Source organism: Dactylosporangium sp. CS-047395, assembly GCF_050942185.1.
Taxonomy (GTDB): domain Bacteria; phylum Actinomycetota; class Actinomycetes; order Mycobacteriales; family Micromonosporaceae; genus Dactylosporangium.
Genome location: NZ_CP192015.1, coordinates 4719664 through 4739650 on the forward strand (window position 1 = coordinate 4719664; position 19987 = coordinate 4739650).

Genomic DNA, 19987 nt, shown 5'->3' on the forward strand with positions numbered 1-19987 from the left:
CACACGCCTCCGCACGGCGATGCTGCGGACCGGGCTCGACTCGGCGGCGCTAGCCGCCCAGGTCGGCGTCGATGCGAAGACCGTCGACCGGTGGCTGAGCGGCCGCGTCCCGCACCGCCGTAGCCGCCTGGCCGTCGCCGAATGCCTCGGCGAGGAGGAGGGCGCGCTGTGGCCAGCGGCCCGGCCGGATCAGGCCGCAGGGGCGCCCGCCCTGTCCGAGGTGGTCGGCGCCTACGCCCACCGCGCAGACGTCCCCCACGACCTCTGGGTGGCCCTGCTGGCGGGCGCGCGGCAGCGCATCGACCTCCTCGGCTACGCGTACCCCTTCGTGCTGGAGCTGCGGCCCGACGCCGGGCGCCTCATTGCCACGAAGGCCGCCCAGGGCGTCGCCGTTCGTATGGGGTTCGCCGATCCGGACTGCGCCCACGTCGCCGAACGCGACGCCCTGGAGCAGCTCAACGGCTCGCTCCCGGGCCGCATCCGCAATGCCCTGTCGTTCCTCGGCGACCTGGTTGACGTCGACAACATCAGTATCGGCCTGCACCAGGTGCATCTCTACAGCTCGATCTTCCGGTTCGACGACCAGATGATCGTCACGCCGTACCTCTACCGGGCCCGGGGCTATCAGCACCCCGCCCTGCACCTGCGGAAACTGTCCGAACACGGCATATTCAGCTCGTACGAAGAGCAATTCGGCGAGATCTGGGCGACCGTCCGTCCTCTGGAGGCCACAACCGTATGAGCCGACGCACCGACTTCTACAACGACCCGAACGCCCCTGAGGCGACCCGCATCGTGCCCGGCGCCCAGGTGCTCGTCACCGACGACGACGGGCGGGTGCTGCTGCAGCGGCGCGCCGACTCCGGCAACTGGTCGGCGCCCGGCGGGACCATGGACGTCGGCGAAACCCTGGCCCAGACGGCTGTCCGGGAGGTCCGCGAGGAGACCGGCCTGGACGTCGAGATCACCGGGCTGCTGGGCATCTACACCGACCCGGGGCACGTCATCGCGTACTCCGACGGGGAAGTCCGGCAGGAGTTCGTGGTGGCCTTCACAGGCCGTGTCACCGGCGGTGAGTTGCAGATCTCCGACGAATCCACGGAGCTGCGCTGGGTGCTACTGGACGAGGCGCCCGGCCTGCAGATGCATGAGACCGGCCGCCTGCGTCTGCGGCACCTGGCCGAACGTCGGCCCACTCCCTACCTGGGCTGATCGGGAACAGCGGCACGCCAGCGGATCGGGAACGGGCCAACCTTCACCTCGTGGACCGGGTCGCCCTGCTCGATATGCCTCGCGATCTTGCCGCGTCGCACTTCGACGTCGCCGGTGGCGGTGGTCGTGGTCTTCATGGCCGGACAGAGTCGGTGGCATCGCATATGACCGCCCGCGCCATTCGAACATGCGTATTAAAACAGCCGTTTCTATGTATTTCGCCTGCAGAAACGTCCGGTTCGCGCATAGCGCACCCTCGTGATCCGGTACGTCCCCCGCGGGGGGAATCGAGCGGCGACGCGCCGCGTGTCAATCCGACGGATGCGACAAACTGTCACGTACCTTGTCGAACACACGTTTGAGGGGATGTGGACAGATGCAGCTGGAAGATCTGGCCAACGAGTTCAACATGGACGTCGAGGAGCTGCGAGGCGTCGCTGCGTTCGTGCTCGGCACCAACAATCTGAATCGTCCGCTCGGCGTAGCCGAGGTCGCAAAGCTGCGCGGCACAGTGCGGCAGCCGGCCCGGCCCGCGACCGCTGGGCCCGTGACCGCCCCACCTCCCAACCGCCCAAGCCGCCCATCACAAGGTCGCCCCCTTCTGGACCGCGTGCGGATCGTCGACCTGCCGCCGATGGAGCGCATGCTCTATGAGGTTCGACGAGCCATATCCGACACCAGGCCGGAGGGCACGCACCTATCGTTCGGGCCCCGGCCCGTGCGCCGGGTCGCGTTCATCAAGCTGGCTGAGGCTGAAGGGCTGCGCCATCGGGCGGCCGAGTGGGCTCGGGCGGGCTTCTCGGTCGACGAGGCCCGGATGTGGTACGCCGAGCACCCGGGGATCGAGCCGGCGGTGGCCGCCAAGCTGTGGGGTGTTGGTATCGGTCCGGTCGTCGCCAGGATCCGGTGGGGGTTCCAGAAGGTGGACGAGAGGGCGTGGCCGATCTACGAGCAGGTCCGCGACGGCTCTGTGTCGGCTGAGCAGTTCGCGACCGAGTTGAGGGAGGCGGGCGTCCAGCTGGAGAGGACTGAACCTCACTGATGGCTGGTCGGGCGGGCGTCGCGATCGGGCTGCGCGCGCCCGCCCGATCAGTGGCGCGCAGCCGGAACGTGGCGGCCGTTCGGCCGCCGTCCCGCACCGATCGTGCACGAACTGCCCGCGTGCATACCAGCATGTCCATGCCGGTGGCGAAGGCAGCGGGTCATCTGGATGAGTCGTCGGGTCTGGCCGGCTGGCGGGGAAGGGATTGATCGGCTGCGGCGTTGAGGGTGGGACGCGGTTCGCAGTTCGGTTCGAGGATGTGTCTCCGGCGGGGATGTGCGCTGTTGCCGGACTCGATCGTGGAGGCGCAGGACTACAAGGAGACGATCCGAGCGGACGCCGGCCCAGCTGTTGTCGACGTTCGCCGCCTTCGCCGCCGCGTTCCTTGTTCGGCCGCTCGGTGGTTGTTGCTCGGGCCGCTCAGCGACCGGATCGGGCGCAAGCGGGTGCTGGTGCTCACCATGATGATGGTGGCCTTCGGTACGTTCGCCGTCGGGCTGCTGCCGGGCTATGCGCAGATCTGGGTGTGGGTGCTGACCTGCTGCTCGTGGCGCGGCTCGTGCAGGGCTTCTCGACCGGCGGCGAGTACGGCTCCGCGATGAGGTCTATCGCCGAGCACGCCCCGGACTGCCGTCGGGGGTTCCTGGGCAGCTGGCTCGAGTTCGGTATCCTCGCGGGCTATGTTCTGGGCGCGGCCCTCGTCACCTGGCTGACGGCGGTGCTCTCGCCGGAGGACCTGCTGGCGTGGGGTTGGCGGGTGCCGTTCCTGGTCGCCAGGCCGCTCGGGCTCGCCGGGCTCTACCTGCGGCTTTGGCTGGAGGAGACGCCGGCCTGCGGGCACCTCGAGCGGCACACGCTACACCGCGACACGCGGATGTCGAACGAGCTCAAGCAGATCTTCCGGTCCAGCGCGCCCGTTTCGGGCTTCATCCTGGCCGCGGGCGGGGCGATCGCCGCCGCCGCGGTCCTGCTCATGCCCGAGACGGCCGGCAAACCGCTGCCGGCCGCCCCGCCGGTGCTCGCCGCGCTAGGAGACCGCGCCTGACTGGGTGAGCAGGGTGGTGTACCAGCTGTCGTACGGATGGTTCGTCGCCGGATAGTTGGCGCTCGGGCTCGTCGCGTTGCCCGCGCTGTCGAAGTCCCAGCCGCGCACGATGTGGCCGGACTGGCGGCTCGCGGTGATGAAGGTCCTGTTGGACGCGGTGGCCGCGTAGAACAGGGCGCCCTCCTGCAGGATGGCGGCGTCGCCGGACTGGTACTCGTCGAACGCCGTCTGCGGGTAGCGGATGCGGTCGGTGGCGATCGGGCCGGTCGAGTACAGCAGCGTCTGGGCGGGTGCGGCCCCGTCGGTGCCGGTGCGCACCGAGACCCGGGTGCTGCCGGACGTCGCGGTCGCCGCGTCGAACAGGGCGTCGGCGGTCTTCGCGTTCCCGGTCCACGCGACGGTGCCCGCGGCCGGGTTCAGGGTGCCGGTCCACGTCCAGTTCTGGCCGCCCGACTTGGCGCGGTGGATCTCGCGGAGGGTCGTGCCGCCGCCGGTGAAGCGGATCGTCGGGGTGACCCCGTTGTCGTACTGCCGGCTGGCCGACCAGGTGATCTCGCCGTCCGCGCCGAGGGTTCCGGTGTGGTACCACAGCGTGTCGGCCGACTGCGACTTGTGCACCTCGACCAGCTGGCCGCTGTCGTTCAGGGCGATCGCCGGGGTGGTGCCGGTGTCGTACTTCCCGTGCCGCAGCCAGGTGATCCGGCCGTCGGTGCCGTAGGAGCCGGTCCAGTACGACAGCGTCCCGGACCCGGAGTCGTGGACCTCCACGACCTGGCCGCGCGCGTTGACCGCGACCGCGGGGTGGTAGCCGACGTCGCGGCGGTACTCGGTGCGGGTCCCGGCGTCGCCCGACAGCAGCGTCAGCACCCGCCCGCGCAGCGACCCGACGGTGCCCAGCGCGCCCGGCACGTCCTTGGCTATCAGCAGCCGCGACCCGAACGCGTCGCGCAGTTCCTGGTTCAGTGCCAGGAGGTTGCCGGCGGCGTACGACGGGTTGTCGGTCAGGTTGTCCTTGAGGTCGAGCATCACCACGATCGGCGCGTGTGCGGGGTGGGCCGCGGACCACGTGTTGACCGTCTGCAGCCAGTCGCGCAGCAGGTTGGAGGCCGGGTTGCCGGTGTGGTCGACGGCGTCCCCGGGCCCGTTGTGCCCGATCGAGTAGTCGCGGTTGGCGGCGTAGTCGTTGTCGTGGATGTCGAACTCGATGAACCGCACGCCGCTGTCGAGCTGCGCGGTGATCGGGCCCTTGCTGCCGTCGACGTTGCCCGAGTAGCTGTTGTGGGTGGCCCGGAACACCGCCGACGCGAACGGCAGGCTGTCGCCGGGCGCGGCGGCCAGGCTCGCGACCGGCACGGCAAGTGTTGCGGCACAGGCGATGCCGAGCGCGGCCGCCAGACGAAACTTCATGGTTCATCTATGTCACGGGCGCGGCGGCGGGCTCAATGCGCGCCCGGTGAACGTTCAAGGTCCATCCTTTCGCCGGGCCGTTGTCCGAAATTCATTGATTATGGTAGATGTGGTAGATAGCCTCGGCGGACTTGAGCAAAGGAGTGTCCGATGACGCATGGTCTCAGCCGCCGCGGTGTGCTGCGCGGCGCGGCCCTGACCGGGGGACTGACGGTCGGCGGCGCGCTGTTCGCCCGGCCCGGCACCGCGTTCGCCGCGCCGGTGATCTACAACCCGTTCGCCGGGTACACCATCACCCAGACCTGGGCCCAGCACCGCGCCAACGGCTCGCTCGGCGGGATCGACTTCGCCATGGCGGTCGGCACCGCGCTGCCGGCCTGCGGGGCGGGGACCGTCACGAACATCCCGAACAACGGCACCGGCGGGCACACGGTCACAATCGCGCACGCGGACGGGTACAAGAGCCAGTACCTGCACCTGTCGGCCTTCGTGCTGGCCAACGGCGCCGCGGTGGCCTCCGGCGCGACCGTCGGGCGGTCCGGCGGCGCGGCCGGCGCGCCGGGCTCGGGCTCGTCCACCGGCCCGCACCTGCACTGGCACATGATCGATCCGAGCGGCGTGCGGATCAACCCGCTCGAGTACGTGGCGGCCCACCCGCCCGCCGGCGGCCTGCCCAAGACGGCCACCGAGACCTCCGGCACCCCGGACGCGACGTGCTACAAGCGGATGCAGAACTGGCTGCGGCTGACCAACGGCTACACCGGCCCGATCGACGGCGTCCCGGGCACCAACACCTGGGCGGCGCTGCAGCGGGCGATGCGCGGGTACGGGTACACCGGCCCGATCGACGGCGTCATGGGCCCCAACTCCTGGCGCGCCGTGCAGCAGCTCGCGTCCGGCTACGGCTACACCGGCCCGCTGGACGGCGTGATGGGCCCCAACTCCTGGCGCGGCTTCGCCCGCTTCCTCAACCAGGACCGCTGGAACTGACGCGAACCAGGACGCGCGGACCCCGGACCGACGCATGAACCGACCGGCAGCGGGCAATGGCCCCTGACGGTGGTACGGCGGAAGGAACCGGACGATGGCGACCAGTGACGCGAACGCCGCCGGGCCGGGACGCGGAGTGACGGTTGTCGGCGTGGACGGGTCCGCGGAGAGCGAGGTCGCCATCCGCTGGGCGGCGGCCGACGCCGTGTCGTCCGGCCGCTGGCTGCACCTGGTCCACGCCTGCACCGGCCCGCTCCTGGTCCATCCGCCCGCGGGCCTCGCGATGCCCGTGCCCGCCCCGTCGCGCCCGCTGCCCCACGCCGACCGGCTGCTCGCCGCCGCGGCGGACCTGGCCCGGCAGGTCTGCCCCGACCTCATCGTCTCCGCGGAGGCCGTCGGCGGCCTGGCGGTCCCCGTGCTGCTCGCCGCCGCCGAGGACGCCGCCCTGCTCGTCGTCGGCCGCAGCGGCGCCGGGACGCTCGGCCGGCCCCTCGGTGCCTCCATCGGCGCCGAGGTCGCCGCCCGTGCGGGCTGCCCGGTCGTGGTCGTCCGCGAGCGGCGCCGACCGGCCGGGCCCGGCGCGGGGCGGGTCGTCGTCGGCGTCGACGGATCGCCGGCCTCGGCCGCGGCCATCGCCTTCGCCGTCGAGCAGGCGGCGGCGCGCGGCACCGGCGTGACCGCGGTCCACGCGTTCCAGCTGCCGGTCGATCCGATGCTCGGCCAGCGGCTGCCCGGCTACTTCGACCTCGGCGCCAGGCATGCCGCGGCCGACCGGCTCCTGGAGGAGGCCGTGGCCGCCTGGCGACCCGGCGCCGACGTGCGGGTCCGGACGGAACTCGGCGGGGCCACCGGCGCCCTGATCCGGGCCGGGTCCGGCGCCGGGCTGGTGGTGGTCGGGGCGGGCGGCCACGGCACCCTGGGCCGGCTCCTGCTGGGATCGGTCAGCCGTACGGTCCTGCACCACGCCCCCGGCCCGGTCGCCGTGGTGCCCCCGGCCCCCGGCGCGACGGCGGCGACGCTGCACCATCGTGCGCCGATCGGGCGGACGCCCGCCGTCCCATAGGGTGCATGTATGAGTGACGACATCGACCAGCGGATCGAGTTGGCGGCCGAGCGCGGCGACCTGGACGAGCTGCGCTGCCTGGCCGCCGCCGGGAGCCGCACCGCCGAGGACCAGCTCGTCGAGCTCGCCCAGGAGCGCGAGGATCTCGACGAGCTGCGCCGCCTGGCCGCCGCCGGCAACCAGGATGCGGCCGACATCCTGATGGAGCTGGACGAGGAGGCCTAGTGTCGTGAGTCGTTAATGCGTGTGCAGTAGCGGGCGATGGATTCGAGGATCTGGTCGGCGGTCTTGGTCCAGACATAGGGCTTTGGGTTGTTGTTCCAGGCCTCGATCCAGGCGCGGATGTCGGTGTTGAGGGCGCGGACGGTGCGGTGAGTGCCGCGTTGGAGTTTCTTGGTGGTCAGTTCCCCGAACCAGCGTTCGACGAGGTTGAGCCAGGATGCGCTGGTCGGGACGAAGTGCAGGACGAACCGCGGGTGGGCGGTCAGCCAGCGCTTGATGGTCGGGGTTTTGTGGGTGGAGGCGTTGTCCAGCACCACGTGCACGTCCAGGTCCGCCGGGACCTGCCGGTCGAGGGTCTGGAGGAACTTCTTGAACTCGATCGCGCGGTGCCGGGCATGGAGGGAGCCGATCACCTGGCCGGTGGCCAGGTCGAGGGCGGCGTAGAGGCTTGAGGTGCCGGCCCGGACGTAGTCGTGGGTGGCGCGGGCCGGGGTGCCGGGCAGCATCGGCAGGACCGGGGCGGTGCGGTCCAGTGCTTGGATCTGCGACTTCTCGTCCACGCACAACACCACGGCGCGTTCCGGCGGATCGAGGTACAGCCCGACGACATCACGGACCTTGTCGATGAACAGCGGGTCCTTCGACAGTTTCCACGCGTCCTGCCGGTGCGGCTGCAATCCGAACGCCCGCCAGATCCGTGAGATCGCGGTCTGCGACAGACCGACCTCAGCAGCCAACGAGCGGGTCGACCAGTGCGTGGCGTCCTTCGGTGTCGTCTCGAGGGTTGTGGTGATCACCCGCTCTACATCAGCGTCGGCGATCGTGCGGGGCCGGCCGGGCCGCGGCTCGTCCAGCAGGCCGTCGAGCCGATCACCGGCGAACCGGTTCCGCCACTTCGTCACCGTGCTACGCGAAACGCCGAGTTCCTCGGCGATCTGCCCGTTCGCGGCCCCGCCGGCAGCCGCGCAGGCAAGGACCACCCGCGACCGCAACGCCAGGGCCTGCGCACTCGAGGGACGACGCGACCACGCTAGCAACTGCTCTCGCTCGTCATCAGTAAGCACGATCGGTACTGCTGTCGGCAACGGCATAACACACCTGTACCCACTGACGACGATTTAACGACTCAGGACACTAGCGCTCATTACGACCTCGATCTGAGGGTAGGTCCACGGCATGGGTACCGACCTCACGTACGCCGACGCGACCGCGCTCGCCGAGCTGATCCGCACCGGACAAGCGTCCTCCGCCGAGGTGGTGCGGGCCCACCTCGATCGCATCGAGGCGGTGAATGGCCGTACCAACGCGATCGTCACCCTCGCCGACGGCGCGCTGGACGCCGCCGAGCGGGCCGATCGGGAGCTTGCCGGTGGTGCCGATGTCGGGCCGCTGCACGGCGTGCCCTTCACCGCCAAGGACTCGTTCGACACCGCCGGGGTGGCGACCCAGCGCGGGTCGCCGATCTTCGCCGGGCGGGTGCCGGAGACCGACGCGACCGCCGTGGCGCGGATGAAGCGGGCCGGGGCGATCCTGCTGGCGAAGACCAACCTGCCCGAGTTCTCGTACTGGATCGAGTCCGACAACCTCCTCACCGGCCGGACCAACAACCCGTGGGACCTGAACCGGTCCTCCGGCGGGTCCAGCGGCGGGGAGTCCGCGGCGATCGCGGCCGGGATGTCGCCGCTGGGGCTCGGCAGCGACCTGTCCATCTCGCTGCGCGGGCCCGCCGCCGACACCGGGATCGCCGCCCTCAAGGCGACGCACGGGCGCGTGCCGATGACCGGGATCTGGCCCCGGGAGCCGCGCCGCGACTGGCACGCCGGACCGATGGCCCGTTCCATCCGTGACCTCGCCCTCGCGTACGGCCTGCGGGCCGGGCCCGACGGCGCCGACGGCTTCTCCGGCGTGGCGAGCGACTACGACACCGGCCTGGGCACCGCACCCGTGCGGCAGCTCCGCGTCGGCTGGCTGGTCGACTCCGGGCTCGGACCGGTCGACGCCGAGGTCGCGGCCACGGTCGAGGCGGCCGCCGGCGCGCTGCGGGACGCCGGCCTCCGGGTCGAGGCCGTGCACATCCCGGCCCTCGAGCGCGACAACCCGCTCGACCTGTTCGCCCGCCAGCACGTCATGGAGATGAAGCCGCCCGTCCGCGAGGTCACCGCCGGGCGCGAGGAGCAGATGTTCGCGTACTCCAGGACCCTGCTCGGCACGCCTGACACGTCCACAGTGGACTACGTCGACGCCGAGGAGGGCGTGGAGCGCCTGCGGGACGGCTTCGCGGACTACTTCCGCCAGTACGACCTGCTGCTGCTCCCGGTCACGACGATCCCCGCACACGCGCACGGGCTCGGCACGTTCACCGTCGACGGCCGGACGGTCGGCGCGTTCCACGTGAGCTCGACGACCGTACCGTTCAACCTCACCGGGCTCCCCGCGCTGTCCATGCGCTTCGGCACCACCGGCGACGGCCTGCCGATCGGCGTGCAGCTCGTCGCCCAGTGGCACGCCGAGTCCACCATCCTGCGCGTGGCCGCGCTGCTCGAATCGCTGAGCCCGGTCCGCGACCAGCACCCCGCCCTGTAGCCGAAGGACGCCGCATGTACAGCAAGGCCGACCTGACCGACGCCGTCACCCGCCTGTTCCGCGACAACGAGCGCGGCCCCATCCTGCCGATGCTCGCCGACGACGTCGTGCTGACGCTGCCCGCCACCCTGCCGTACGGCGGCGTCTACACCGGCCGCGCCGCGTTCGACGACTTCTTCGCGCACAGCCCGGGCAGCGGGCCGGTCTGGTCGTCGTTCGACATCGCGGTCGACGAGGTGCTCGCCGCCGACGACCACGTCATCGCCCGGCTCACCAACACCGCCGTGCCCCGCGCGACCGGCCGGCCCGTGGTCTTCCAGAACCTGTGGCTGTTCGGGCTCGCGGGCGGGCGGATCGTGCGGGTCCAGCTCTACGCCGACACGGCGGTCGTCACGTCACGCTGAAACGCGAGCCCGATCTCGGACGGGCCGGCCGGGACGAAGCCGGATTTGAGCAGTACCCGCTGCGAGGCGACATTCGTCGGTGAGGTGGCCGCCCGCAGGGTGTGCAGCCCGTGTTCGCTCGCTGCCAGAGCGCACAGTTCGCGGACGGCCGCGGTCGCCAGGCCGCGGCCGACGAAGTCCTGCCCGACCCGGTAGCCGAGGTTCGCCGCGCCGCCGGCGAGATCGTAGAGGTTGAACCGGCCCAGGATCGCGCCGTCCTCGGCCACGAGCAGGTAGAAGGCGCACTCGCCGGCCTCCTGCTCGGCCAGGGCGGCGCGGTGGCGGTCGGGAAACTGCTCGAAGTACTCGTCGCCGCGGTCGGAGATGGTGACGGTGAACCAGGCGCGGTTCGCCAGCTCGAAGGCCAGCACCGCCGGGGCGTCGTCGGCCCGCAGGGGCCGCAGTTCAGGCACGGCCCGAGCCTATCGGGCTGCCCCGCTCGCGATGCCGCGGCCGTCGCCAGGCCATTCGTCACGCGCGGGTATGTCGTCACCACCATGCGTGACGTCGTGCGAGCGGCTACGGGGTGGCGGCGGCGACGATCCGCTCGGCTAGGTCCTGCCGGGCGGCGTACCCGTCCGGGCTCGCCGCCCCCTGCACCGCCTGCGCGGCCGCGCCGACCGGCAGCTGCTCCCAGCCGTCGACCTGCGCGAGCGCGGCGTAGAACAGGCCCGCGGCCGCGGCCGGGTCCATCAGCTGCGCGACGGTGCCCCGGTCCGTGTCCTGCTGGAACAGCCCGAGCCCGGCGCCGTCGGTGGCCAGGCCCTCGTTGGGCAGGTCGAGCGACTCGGGTACCGCCGCGTTGGCCAGGTTGTGCAGGTCGCACTCCTGCAGCGCGGCGGCGACGGCCACGACGTAGGCGCTGCTGGGCAGGCCGAGCTGCTGTCCGGCTTCGACGATCGTGGCGGCATTGGCCATCTCGATCGCGCCGGCCGGGGCGCTCGGGGTCACCGAGGGGGTGGTGGTGGACGCCGGAGGAGGTGATGGAGGAGGAGCGGCGGTCGCAGAAGACTTCTTCGGTGTCGGTGTCAGTGTCGGCAAAGCAGAACGGCTGGGCGTGCCGGGCGTGTCGGGCGTGCGCGGCTCGGACCGGGAGGCGCGGCGCTCGGCCTCGGCGATCCGGTTCTCGGCGCCCGGTGCGGACCCCGCCGACGCCGCGGCCGTGGCCGGGTTGTGCGGGGAGCCGGGGTCATCGAACAGCAGCGGCACGCCGGCGACGGCCGCGAGCACGACGGCGACGACAGCCGTGTACCGGCCGGTGACGCCCCGGCGGGGAGCCGCATGACGGCCGCGGCGGTGGTGCGAGCGGTGCTGCATGGGGGTACCTCAGAACTGTCCACGAACAACGCGCGACCATAACCGCTGGTGGGACCCGGTCCGCTCGGCGCGGGGCGAAAACGGCCGGGCCGCCCGGTGCACCCGGCATGATGGCCGCATGGCTACCGACAGCAACGATCAGGAATCAAGAAGCACGAGGTCCGGGCCACCCATAGGCTTCTCGGCATGACAGACATCGAGAACCTGGGCATCAAGACCGTGCTGCACCCCGTGTCGGACGTGGCGAAGGCCAAGGCGGTCTACACCGCGCTGCTGGGCATCGAGCCGCAGACCGACTCGGCGTACTACGTGGGCTACGACGTGGCCGGCCAGCACATCGGGCTCGTGCCGGGCGGGGCCGGGGAGACCGTGCCGGTGTCGTACTGGCACGTCACCGACATCGCCGGCAAGATCGCCGAGGTGACCGCGGCCGGCGGGACCGTCAAGCAGGAGGCCCGCGACGTCGGACACGGGCGGCTCGTGGCGACCGTGACGGACGCCGACGGCAACGTGCTCGGCCTGCTCCAAGACCCGCAGTGAACCCCGAACCGCGCTCGCGGCAGCAGCGCCAGGACGACACCCGCGCCCGGCTCGGCCAGGACGTCGACCTGTGGGTCGCGACCGCGTCGGGCGACGGCGTGCCGTACCTGGTGCCGCTGTCCTTCGACTGGGACGGCGCCGCGCTGCTCATCGCCACCTCGGCGGACAGCCCGACCGGCCGTAATCTGATCGCGTCGGGCCGGGTACGGCTGGGGCTCGGGCTCGTCCGGGACGTGAACATGATCGACGGCGACGTCGAGGTGCTCGCGATCGACGCGCTGCCCGAGGAGGCCGGCGACCGGTTCGCCGCACGCTCCGGGTTCGACCCGCGCGAGCTCGGCGACCGGTACCGCTGGTTCCGCATCACCCCGCGCCGCGTGCAGGCCTGGCGCGAGGAGAACGAGCTGCGCGGCCGGGACATCATGCGCGACGGCAACTGGCTTTAGGACGAACGGGAGACGAGATGGGCAAGCACGCTGCTGACAGCCATGACCTGATCCGCGTGCACGGCGCGCGCGAGAACAATCTCAAGGACGTCAGCATCGAGCTGCCGAAGCGCCGCCTGACCGTGTTCACCGGGGTCTCCGGCTCGGGCAAGAGCTCGCTGGTGTTCAGCACGATCGCCGCCGAGTCGCAGCGGATGATCAACGAGACGTACAGCGCGTTCGTGCAGGGCTTCATGCCCACCCTGGCCCGGCCGGAGGTCGACCGGCTCGAGGGGCTGACCACCGCGATCGTCGTCGACCAGCAGCGGATCGGCTCCGACCCGCGCTCGACGGTCGGCACGGCCACCGACGCCAACGCGATGCTGCGCATCCTGTTCAGCCGGCTCGGCAAGCCGCACATCGGCGGGCCGAACGCGTTCTCGTTCAACGTCCCGTCGGTGCGGGCGAGCGGCGCGGTCACCGTGGAGCGCGGCAACGCACGGACCGAGAAGGTCACGTTCAGCCGCACCGGCGGCATGTGCCCGCGCTGCGAGGGCCGCGGCTCGGTCACCGATCTCGACCTGACCCAGCTGTACGACGCGGACAAGTCGCTCAACGAGGGCGCGATCACGGTCCCCGGCTACAGCATGGACGGCTGGTACGGCCGCATCTTCACCGGCTGCGGCTACTTCGACCCGGACAAGCCGATCAAGAAGTACACCAAGCGCGAGCTCAGCGACTTCCTGCACAAGGAGCCGACGAAGATCAAGGTCGACGGGATCAACCTCACCTACGAGGGGCTGATCCCGAAGATCCAGAAGTCGATGCTGTCCAAGGACGTCGAGGCGATGCAGCCGCACATCCGCGCCTTCGTCGAACGCGCGGTCACGTTCCAGACCTGCCCCGAGTGCGGCGGCACCCGGCTGGCCGAGGGCGCGCGATCGAGCAAGGTCAAGGGGATCAATATCGCCGACGCCTGCGCGATGCAGATCAGCGACCTGGCCGAGTGGGTGCGCGCGCTCGACGAGCCGTCGGTGGCGCCGCTGCTGGAGGGGCTGCGGCACTCGCTGGACTCGTTCGTCGAGATCGGCCTCGGGTACCTCTCGCTCGACCGCCCGGCCGGCACGCTCTCCGGCGGCGAGGCCCAGCGGGTCAAGCTCGTGCGGCATCTCGGCTCGTCGCTGACCGACATCACCTACGTGTTCGACGAGCCGACGATCGGCCTGCACCCGCACGACATCGCGCGGATGAACGACCTGCTGCTGCAGCTGCGCGACAAGGGCAACACGGTCCTCGTCATCGAGCACAAGCCGGAGACGATCGCGATCGCCGACCACGTCGTCGACCTCGGCCCCGGCGCCGGCGCGGCGGGCGGCCAGATCTGCTTCACCGGCACCGTCAAGCAGCTGCGCGGCAGCGACACCGCGACCGGCCGGCACCTCGCGGACCGGGTCGCCCTCAAACCCGCCGTCCGCGAGCCGACCGGCACGCTGCCGATCCGCGGCGCCAACACGCACAACCTGCGCGACGTCGACGTCGACATTCCCCTGGGTGTACTGACCGTGGTCACCGGCGTCGCCGGCTCCGGCAAGAGCTCGCTGCTGCACGGGTCCATCCCGGCCGCGGCGGGAGTCGTCGCGGTGGACCAGAGCCCGATCCGCGGGTCGCGGCGCAGCAACCCGGCGACGTACACCGGCCTGCTCGAGCCGATCCGCAAGGCGTTCGCGAAGGCCAACGGGGTGAAGCCGGCCCTGTTCAGCGCGAACTCCGAGGGTGCCTGCCCGACCTGCAACGGCGCCGGGGTCGTCTACACCGATCTCGGCATGATGGCCGGCGTGTCGTCCGTGTGCGAGGAGTGCGAGGGCAAGCGGTTCGAGGCGAGCGTCCTGCAGTACAAGATGGGCGGTCAGGACATCAGCGAGGTGCTGGCCATGCCGGTGACCGAGGCGGAGGCGTTCTTCGCCACGGGGGAGGCCAAACTGCCCGCGGCGCACGCGATCCTGCGGCGGCTCGCCGACGTCGGGCTGGGCTATCTCGGCATCGGCCAGGCGCTCACCACGCTGTCCGGCGGCGAGCGGCAGCGGCTGAAACTGGCCACCCACATGGCCGACAAGGGCGGCTTGTACGTCCTCGACGAGCCCACCACCGGCCTGCACCTCGCCGACGTGGAACAGTTGCTGGGCCTGCTCGACCGGCTCGTCGACAGCGGCAAGTCGGTGATCGTCATCGAGCACCACCAGGCGGTCATGGCCCACGCCGACTGGATCATCGACCTGGGCCCCGGCGCCGGCCACGACGGCGGCCGGATCGTGTTCGAGGGCACCCCGGCCGACCTGGTCGCGGCGAGGTCGACGCTGACCGGCGAGCATCTGGCGGATTACGTCCGCCGGTGATGCAACCGAACCACCGGTGCGGTGCATCAGATCAATATGCGTCTTTTCTCGGGGGTCTGCTGCGTCCTGCTCCTCGCCGGTTGCGCGTCGACCGCGAAACCGTCCGGTCCCGCGCCGACGACCGCGCCGACGACGGCTGAAGCGGTGTGCGGCGACCCGGAGCTCGCCGGCAAGGCGGTGCGCTTCCCCGGTAAGACCGGGGCCGAACTCGGCGGCTACCTGATCGGCACCGGCGGCGTCACGCTCGTGCTGGCCCCGCAGGCCAGCGCCACCGGCTGCTCGTGGCTGTCGTGGGCCAAGGCCAAGGCGGCCGCCGGGTACCGGGTGCTCGCCTTCGACTTCAACGGTGAGGGCACCTCCCGCCGCGCCGACACCGGCAAGAACTCCGACGACGTGGCCGCCGCGGCCGCGTACGCCCGCACCGGCGGCCCCGGCAAGGTGGTGCTGATCGGCGCCTCCCGCGGCGCGACGGCCAGCCTGATCGCGGCGGCCACCATGACGCCGCCGCCGGACGCGGTCATCAGCCTCTCCGGGCCCTCCAGCTATGGCGGAGAGAGCGCCCTGGACGCGGTGCCGAAGCTGACCGCGCCGGTGCTGTACGTCGCGGCCAAGTTCGACACCGGCTTCGCCGACACCGCGCAGGCGATGCACGACGCCACCCCCGGCCAGAACCGCAAGCTCGTCCTGGTCGAGGGCGGCCTGCACGGCACGGCGCTGCTCACCATCACCGCCGAGGGCGCCCCCGAGGCGACCAAGGCCGTCGACGACTACCTGCGCACCACCGCCCCGCCGGCCTGAGCGGCCGGCGGGGCGGGTGGGCGATCGGTCAGTACACCTCGATGATGTTGTTGTTGATCCCGTCGAGGACGGCGGTGATCTGGGTGTAGCGCAGGGTCGTGCTGATGTTCACCGGCAGCGCGATGGTGTCACTCGCGTAGGTGACGGCGCCGCCGACCGTGGTCAGGTGCAGCAGGCTCGCGTTGACGGACCGGATCGCCGTCGCCGCGTTGACGCGCTTGCTCGCCAGGTTGAAGTACGTGGTGAGCAACTGTTGGCCGAGCAGGCTGCGGACCGGGTTGAACACGTCCAGGCGGTACGCCGCGGAGGCCTCGGCCGTGGACAGCGCGCCGTCCTTGTTGGTGTCGTAGCGCTGGTCGGTGGCCTGGATGCGGGCCAGCAGCTCCGGCGTCCACGCCGACGGGTGCAGCGTCCACCAGGCCAGGTTCACCGCGTTGCGGGTCGACGGGGTCACCGCCAGGGTGGTGGTGGCCGCCGCGGTCACCGGCGTGAACGTGCACGCCGCGGTCGCGTTGCTGTAGCGCACGGCCGAGTTCACCGGGTACGCCGTGCCGGTCGCGGCCAGCAGGCTGGACCGGGCGGTGAACGTGATGGTCCGGTCGCCGGAGTTGGCCGGGACCGTGCCCACGTTCCAGGTCAGGGCCCGGCTGCCGTCGGCGTTGAGCGTCACCGTGCTCGGCTTCGGGCCGGTGCCCTGGTCGAGGGCGGTGCTGTAGTACAGGCCGGCCGGGACGGTCGCGGTGACCGCCACGCCGGAGGCCGCGCCGCCGCCGGTGTTGGCGTAGACGATCGTCTCGGTGATCGGGGCGGCGGCGTCCGCGGTGGGCGTGGCGCTCGCCCGGACCGTCAGCTTCGGCGCGCGGACCACCGTTGTCGCGCTGGCCGTGTTGTCGCTGCGCAGCGGGTCGGGAATGCCGGCACTGTCGGTACCGTCGACGCTGATCCGGTTCGTGAGCGTCGTGCCGTCCGCGGTCCCGCACGGCACCAGGTAGCTGAACTTCGGCGCCACCGTGGTGGATGCCCCGTTGCCCAGGTCGGCGAGGGTGCGCTTCTGGACCGTGCCGTCGGGCATGGTGTCGGTCAGCGTGATGCCGGACGCCGGGCCGGGGCCCAGGTTGCGCACGCCCACCGTGTACGTGAGCGTGTCGCCGCCGGTCGCCGTGGCCTGGTCGGCCGTCTTGGTGACCGCCAGGTCCGCCTTCTGCGTCATCCGGCGCAGGTCGTCGACGGTCAGCTCCTCCGGGCCGCCGGGCCGGTCGCCGTCGGCGAAGTAGGTCGTGTTCAGCCGCGGGTTGTACTGCAGGCCCGCCCAGTCGTCGTAGCCGCTGTACTGCTGCGGCGCCGACTCCTTCGGGCAGGCGTCGCCCTTGGCCTCGAACCAGTTGATGTCCGGCACGGCGACGTCGGTCTCGCCGGAACCGTTGATGCCGTTCCAGTCCGTGTTGACGTTCGTGGCCGGGACGACCCGCTCCTTGCCACCGACCGCGTAGACCAGGTTGCGGTTCGGGTTGTTGTAGACGCCCTTGGTCTCGTCCAGGTGCCCCTCGTCGAGCTTGGTCAGCAGCGCCGTGCCGCGGGCCGCGCTGGCGTAGTCCATCGGGCGGGCGGTGTCGTACGTCGGGAACTGCAGCGTGTAGTTCATGATGCTCAGGTAGTTCGGCTTGCAGTTGATGTCCTCGTTGCCGCCGTGCCCGAGGCCCAGCGTGTGCCCGAACTCGTGCATGAACGTCGAGGCCTCGGCGACCCGCTTGCCGCCGGCGCGGGCGATGTCGTCGGCGTCCCAGGCCGAGCCGAGCGTCACGATGAAGTCGTTGCCGCCCCTGGCCGTGGCCGTCGAGTCGTACTCGGCCCGGCCCGAGGACCGCTTGCTCTCGCTGTAGCTGTTGGCGAAGATCATGTAGCGGTACACCTGGCGCTTGGCGTTGAGAATGTTCACGCAGTTCGGGCTGGCCCGGTCGGCCGCGGTGCCGAAGTGCCCGCTGCAGGCGCCGGCCGTCATCACGACCGGGTTGCCCGCCTTGAGGTCGTTGAAGTCGTCCTCGAGCCCCGGCCCGTCGGAGGAGAACTTCACCTCGAAGACCACCGGCATCTCCTCGTCCAGCGAGGCGTGCAGGTTGATGCCGACGAAGTCCGTGCCGGTGTTGCCCTTCGGGTCGATCGGTGCGTCGTTGAACGCCTTGACCACGTCCGGCAGCACGTTCGCGTCGGGCTTGTGCCCCTGCATCCAGTCGGCCTCGACGAACAGGTCCTTGCGCCACGGCGTGGCGTTGTACGGCGCGTCGCCCAGCGCCAGGTCCACGGTGCCGTCGTTGTTGACGTCCAGCCCGCGCCCCGGCGTCTCCCAGGCGTTCATGATGCCGTCGCCGTCGCTGTCGGTCGTCTTCGCCAGGTCCAGGCACGCCGGGGTGGTGATCGAGAAGTACCCGCGGGCGGAGTCGGCGCCGCTGCCCTCGCTGACCCCGGCGAGGGTCGGCAGATTCGCGCCCTGCTGCGTGGTCAGGTTCCCGCCGGTGAAGATGCACGTGTTCAGGTCGAACTTCAGGTCGAGGTAGTCCCCGCCGTTGACCCAGTGGATGACGTCGTCCTGGCTGGCGTCGTCCTGGTCCCACAGCTCGAGGTGGATGTCGACCGGGTTGTGGCTCATGTCGACCGTCGCCGTGCGCGTCCAGTTGGTGTTGAAGTCCGAGCCGTGTGCGCAGCAGAAGTCGTCGCTGCCGTCGTACAGCCCCTGGCCGTCGAGCTCGAATTTCGGGTAGTAGTCGTTGCCGCACGACTCCCCGTCGCCCTCGTCGCAGTGCAGTTCCTGGACGCGGTACAGGCTGACGGTCAGCTGGACCGTGTCGGCCGCGAAGGCCGGTCCGGGCGCGGACGCCGCGACCCAGACTACGCACAGCAGCGCCGCGAGGAAGATGTGTGTCTTGCGCATGTGCCCACCGCATTTCGGGTGTGTGGTGAAAGAACAACCGACCCCGGACGGATCACCCCGGGGCCGGCCTGATGCGGCGTTGTCGGCTTTGCGCCATTCCTCTGGTCAGACCGGATTTTTGTTCAGGCGGTTTTTTGTTCAGGCGGCGAGGTCGACCGTCCGCCGCTCGCGGCGCTTGGTCCCGAGCCGGTGGCCGAGCCACACCAGGCCGAGGCCGACCGCGAAGATGACCGCGTTGACCGCGGCGTACGGGAACATCGCGAACCCGGTCGTATCGGCCGGGAACGCCGAGGTGTCGCCCTTGGTCCAGGCGGCCAGCAGCTCCGCCGTCTGGAACGTGAACACGAAGTTGTGCACCGCGATGTACGCCACGAACGCCGCGAGGCGGTGCTTGACGAGGAAGCCGATCGGGAACGGCAGCAGGATCATGAGGATGAGTTCCATGCCCCGAAATGCTCCGCGCGCACCGGCCCCGGCACTTCCCGGCCGGTACTGAAACGGCGGTGCGTGCTGGCACTGATGACCTCCGGGCCCGATGTCGGCCATGATGATCCGGTGCCGGTCCTGCTGCCCGTCGTGGTCTACCTGGCCGGCGTGGCCGGGCAGTTCGCCGCGGTCGACGACGGGCCGGCGACCACGGCGGTGATCGCGGTGCTGCTCGGGGTCCCGGTGGCGGCCGGCGCGCTGCTCGGGGTCCGGGTCCGGTTCAGCCCCGTCGGCCCCGCGCTCGCCTGGGTCGGGGCCGCTCCCGCCGCCGTGTTCTGGGTCGAGACGTGGGGGACGTTCGGGGAGAACGCCTGGGTCTGGAACCTGGCCGGGTTCGTCGCGCTGTGCCTGGTCTTCCCGTCCGGGCTGCCCGCCGGCCGGCGCTGGCGGTTCGTTGCCTGGGCCGGGCCGGCCGCCGGAGTCCTCGTCCAGACGCTGCTGTCATTCGGGGGTTGGCTGCCACTGGCCCTCTCCGGCTACCTCGTCGTCCTGGCCGTGCTCGGCACCGCCGTCACCGTGCTCGTCCTGCACTACCGCCGGGGCGACGAGACCACCCGGCAGCAGGTGCGCTGGCTCATGCTCGGCGCCCTGACCGTCCCGATCCTGCAGGCCGCCGGGTGGGTCGCCCAGGCCCTCGGAGCCCCGCCGGACGTCGCGTACCTGGGCCTCTTCGCCGCGCTGCTGCTCGCCCTGCCGGCGGCGATCGTGGTGGCGGTACTGAAGCATGACCTGCTCGACATCGACCGGCTCCTCGGCTCGACGCTCGCGTGGCTGCTCACCACCGCCGCCTCGGCCGGGATCTTCGCCCTCGTCGTGACGCTCGTCGGCGAGGCGACCGGCGCCGCGTTCGCCACCGCCCTGGTGCTGCTGCCGCTGCACCGGCGGATCGACGCGCTCGTCGGCCGGTTCGTCGACCGCGACCGCTATGTCGGCGATGTCCGGGTGCAGCGGTTCGTGCAGCAGGTGCGCGACGGCGAGGCCCAGCCCGAGGACGCCGAGGCGGTGTTCCGCGAGGTCCTCGGCGACCCGGGCCTGCGGCTGGTGCTGTGGGTCCCGGGCGGCGAGAAGGACGCGTTCTAGGATCCCGACCGGGTC

Annotated in this window: 21 protein-coding genes; 14 read left to right on the top strand and 7 right to left on the bottom strand. The window is 71.3% G+C overall.

Annotated features, from left to right (window positions below; all coding sequences use genetic code 11):
• The first annotated feature begins 19 nt into the window (after window positions 1-19).
• Together ACQP00_RS22150 and ACQP00_RS22155 are read left to right on the top strand one after the other, a co-directional pair.
• Window positions 20-742: an XRE family transcriptional regulator gene (locus tag ACQP00_RS22150; protein WP_433223949.1), complete on the top strand. Its 723-nt coding sequence runs from the start codon at window positions 20-22 to the stop codon at window positions 740-742.
• Entirely contained in the window at window positions 739-1212 is a 474-nt protein-coding gene (locus tag ACQP00_RS22155) for an NUDIX domain-containing protein (protein WP_433221956.1), read from the top strand. Before ACQP00_RS22150 ends, ACQP00_RS22155 begins: the two co-directional genes overlap by 4 nt.
• Here the strand turns inward: ACQP00_RS22155 and ACQP00_RS22160 are convergent.
• Complete coding sequence (locus ACQP00_RS22160) at window positions 1200-1349, bottom strand: hypothetical protein (RefSeq protein ID WP_433221958.1); 150 nt, start codon at window positions 1347-1349, stop codon at window positions 1200-1202. The genes ACQP00_RS22155 and ACQP00_RS22160 overlap by 13 nt on opposite strands.
• Window positions 1350-1588: 239 nt before the next feature.
• On the opposite strand from ACQP00_RS22160, the gene ACQP00_RS22165 reads away from it, so the two are divergent.
• Both ACQP00_RS22165 and ACQP00_RS22170 read left to right on the top strand, forming a co-directional pair.
• Window positions 1589-2254: a hypothetical protein gene (locus ACQP00_RS22165; RefSeq protein WP_433221960.1), complete on the top strand. Its 666-nt coding sequence runs from the start codon at window positions 1589-1591 to the stop codon at window positions 2252-2254.
• Window positions 2255-2780: 526 nt separating this feature from the next.
• Window positions 2781-3299 carry an MFS transporter gene (locus ACQP00_RS22170; protein ID WP_433221962.1) on the top strand — a complete coding sequence of 173 codons (519 nt, stop codon included), beginning with the start codon at window positions 2781-2783 and terminating at the stop codon, window positions 3297-3299.
• On the opposite strand, the gene ACQP00_RS22175 is transcribed toward ACQP00_RS22170, so the two are convergent.
• On the bottom strand, window positions 3282-4706 hold the full coding sequence (locus ACQP00_RS22175; RefSeq protein WP_433221964.1) for a Ca2+-dependent phosphoinositide-specific phospholipase C: 1425 nt from the start codon (window positions 4704-4706) through the stop codon (window positions 3282-3284). The genes ACQP00_RS22170 and ACQP00_RS22175 overlap by 18 nt on opposite strands.
• Window positions 4707-4856: 150 nt before the next feature.
• On the opposite strand from ACQP00_RS22175, the gene ACQP00_RS22180 reads away from it, so the two are divergent.
• From ACQP00_RS22180 to ACQP00_RS22190, 3 genes are all read left to right on the top strand, one after another.
• On the top strand, window positions 4857-5696 hold the full coding sequence (locus tag ACQP00_RS22180) for a peptidoglycan DD-metalloendopeptidase family protein (protein WP_433221966.1): 840 nt from the start codon (window positions 4857-4859) through the stop codon (window positions 5694-5696).
• A 151-nt stretch (window positions 5697-5847) separates the two neighbouring features.
• Window positions 5848-6759 carry a universal stress protein gene (locus ACQP00_RS22185; protein ID WP_433221968.1) on the top strand — a complete coding sequence of 304 codons (912 nt, stop codon included), beginning with the start codon at window positions 5848-5850 and terminating at the stop codon, window positions 6757-6759.
• A gap of 9 nt (window positions 6760-6768) precedes the next feature.
• Window positions 6769-6984, top strand: a complete 216-nt coding sequence (locus ACQP00_RS22190) for a hypothetical protein (RefSeq protein WP_433221970.1) — start codon at window positions 6769-6771, stop codon at window positions 6982-6984.
• On the opposite strand, the gene ACQP00_RS22195 is transcribed toward ACQP00_RS22190, so the two are convergent.
• Window positions 6981-8072 (bottom strand): IS630 family transposase, encoded by a 1092-nt coding sequence (locus ACQP00_RS22195; RefSeq protein WP_433207943.1) that lies wholly within the window; start codon window positions 8070-8072, stop codon window positions 6981-6983. The genes ACQP00_RS22190 and ACQP00_RS22195 overlap by 4 nt on opposite strands.
• 85 nt (window positions 8073-8157) lie before the next feature.
• On the opposite strand from ACQP00_RS22195, the gene ACQP00_RS22200 reads away from it, so the two are divergent.
• Both ACQP00_RS22200 and ACQP00_RS22205 read left to right on the top strand, forming a co-directional pair.
• Window positions 8158-9564 (top strand): amidase, encoded by a 1407-nt coding sequence (locus tag ACQP00_RS22200; protein ID WP_433221972.1) that lies wholly within the window; start codon window positions 8158-8160, stop codon window positions 9562-9564.
• A 14-nt stretch (window positions 9565-9578) separates the two neighbouring features.
• The gene (locus ACQP00_RS22205; protein ID WP_433221974.1) at window positions 9579-9968 is read left to right on the top strand and encodes a nuclear transport factor 2 family protein; all 390 of its coding nucleotides are present in this window, start codon (window positions 9579-9581) and stop codon (window positions 9966-9968) included.
• On the opposite strand, the gene ACQP00_RS22210 is transcribed toward ACQP00_RS22205, so the two are convergent.
• On the bottom strand, window positions 9935-10420 hold the full coding sequence (locus ACQP00_RS22210; protein WP_433221976.1) for a GNAT family N-acetyltransferase: 486 nt from the start codon (window positions 10418-10420) through the stop codon (window positions 9935-9937). The two genes, ACQP00_RS22205 and ACQP00_RS22210, sit on opposite strands and share 34 nt — an antisense overlap.
• Before the next feature lie 106 nt (window positions 10421-10526).
• A complete protein-coding gene (locus ACQP00_RS22215; protein WP_433221978.1) occupies window positions 10527-11324 on the bottom strand; it encodes a peptidase M23 in 798 nt (265 codons plus the stop codon).
• A gap of 186 nt (window positions 11325-11510) precedes the next feature.
• On the opposite strand from ACQP00_RS22215, the gene ACQP00_RS22220 reads away from it, so the two are divergent.
• The 4 genes from ACQP00_RS22220 to ACQP00_RS22235 are packed head-to-tail and all read left to right on the top strand — an operon-like array spanning window position 11511 to window position 15480.
• On the top strand, window positions 11511-11864 hold the full coding sequence (locus ACQP00_RS22220) for a VOC family protein (RefSeq protein WP_433221980.1): 354 nt from the start codon (window positions 11511-11513) through the stop codon (window positions 11862-11864).
• Window positions 11861-12310, top strand: coding sequence for a pyridoxamine 5'-phosphate oxidase family protein (locus ACQP00_RS22225; RefSeq protein WP_433221982.1), 450 nt, complete (start codon window positions 11861-11863; stop codon window positions 12308-12310). Before ACQP00_RS22220 ends, ACQP00_RS22225 begins: the two co-directional genes overlap by 4 nt.
• A gap of 17 nt (window positions 12311-12327) precedes the next feature.
• Window positions 12328-14682 (top strand): ATP-binding cassette domain-containing protein, encoded by a 2355-nt coding sequence (locus tag ACQP00_RS22230; protein ID WP_433221984.1) that lies wholly within the window; start codon window positions 12328-12330, stop codon window positions 14680-14682.
• Between the two features lie 36 nt (window positions 14683-14718).
• Window positions 14719-15480 (top strand): alpha/beta hydrolase family protein, encoded by a 762-nt coding sequence (locus tag ACQP00_RS22235; RefSeq protein ID WP_433221986.1) that lies wholly within the window; start codon window positions 14719-14721, stop codon window positions 15478-15480.
• Window positions 15481-15508: 28 nt separating this feature from the next.
• Here the strand turns inward: ACQP00_RS22235 and ACQP00_RS22240 are convergent, their stop codons facing one another.
• Together ACQP00_RS22240 and ACQP00_RS22245 are read right to left on the bottom strand one after the other, a co-directional pair.
• Window positions 15509-18406 (bottom strand): CARDB domain-containing protein, encoded by a 2898-nt coding sequence (locus ACQP00_RS22240; protein ID WP_433221988.1) that lies wholly within the window; start codon window positions 18404-18406, stop codon window positions 15509-15511.
• A 138-nt stretch (window positions 18407-18544) separates the two neighbouring features.
• Complete coding sequence (locus ACQP00_RS22245; RefSeq protein ID WP_433221990.1) at window positions 18545-18850, bottom strand: hypothetical protein; 306 nt, start codon at window positions 18848-18850, stop codon at window positions 18545-18547.
• Between the two features lie 111 nt (window positions 18851-18961).
• Between ACQP00_RS22245 and ACQP00_RS22250 the strand changes: the two genes are divergently transcribed.
• The gene (locus ACQP00_RS22250) at window positions 18962-19972 is read left to right on the top strand and encodes a hypothetical protein (protein ID WP_433221992.1); all 1011 of its coding nucleotides are present in this window, start codon (window positions 18962-18964) and stop codon (window positions 19970-19972) included.
• Window positions 19973-19987 lie beyond the last annotated feature (15 nt).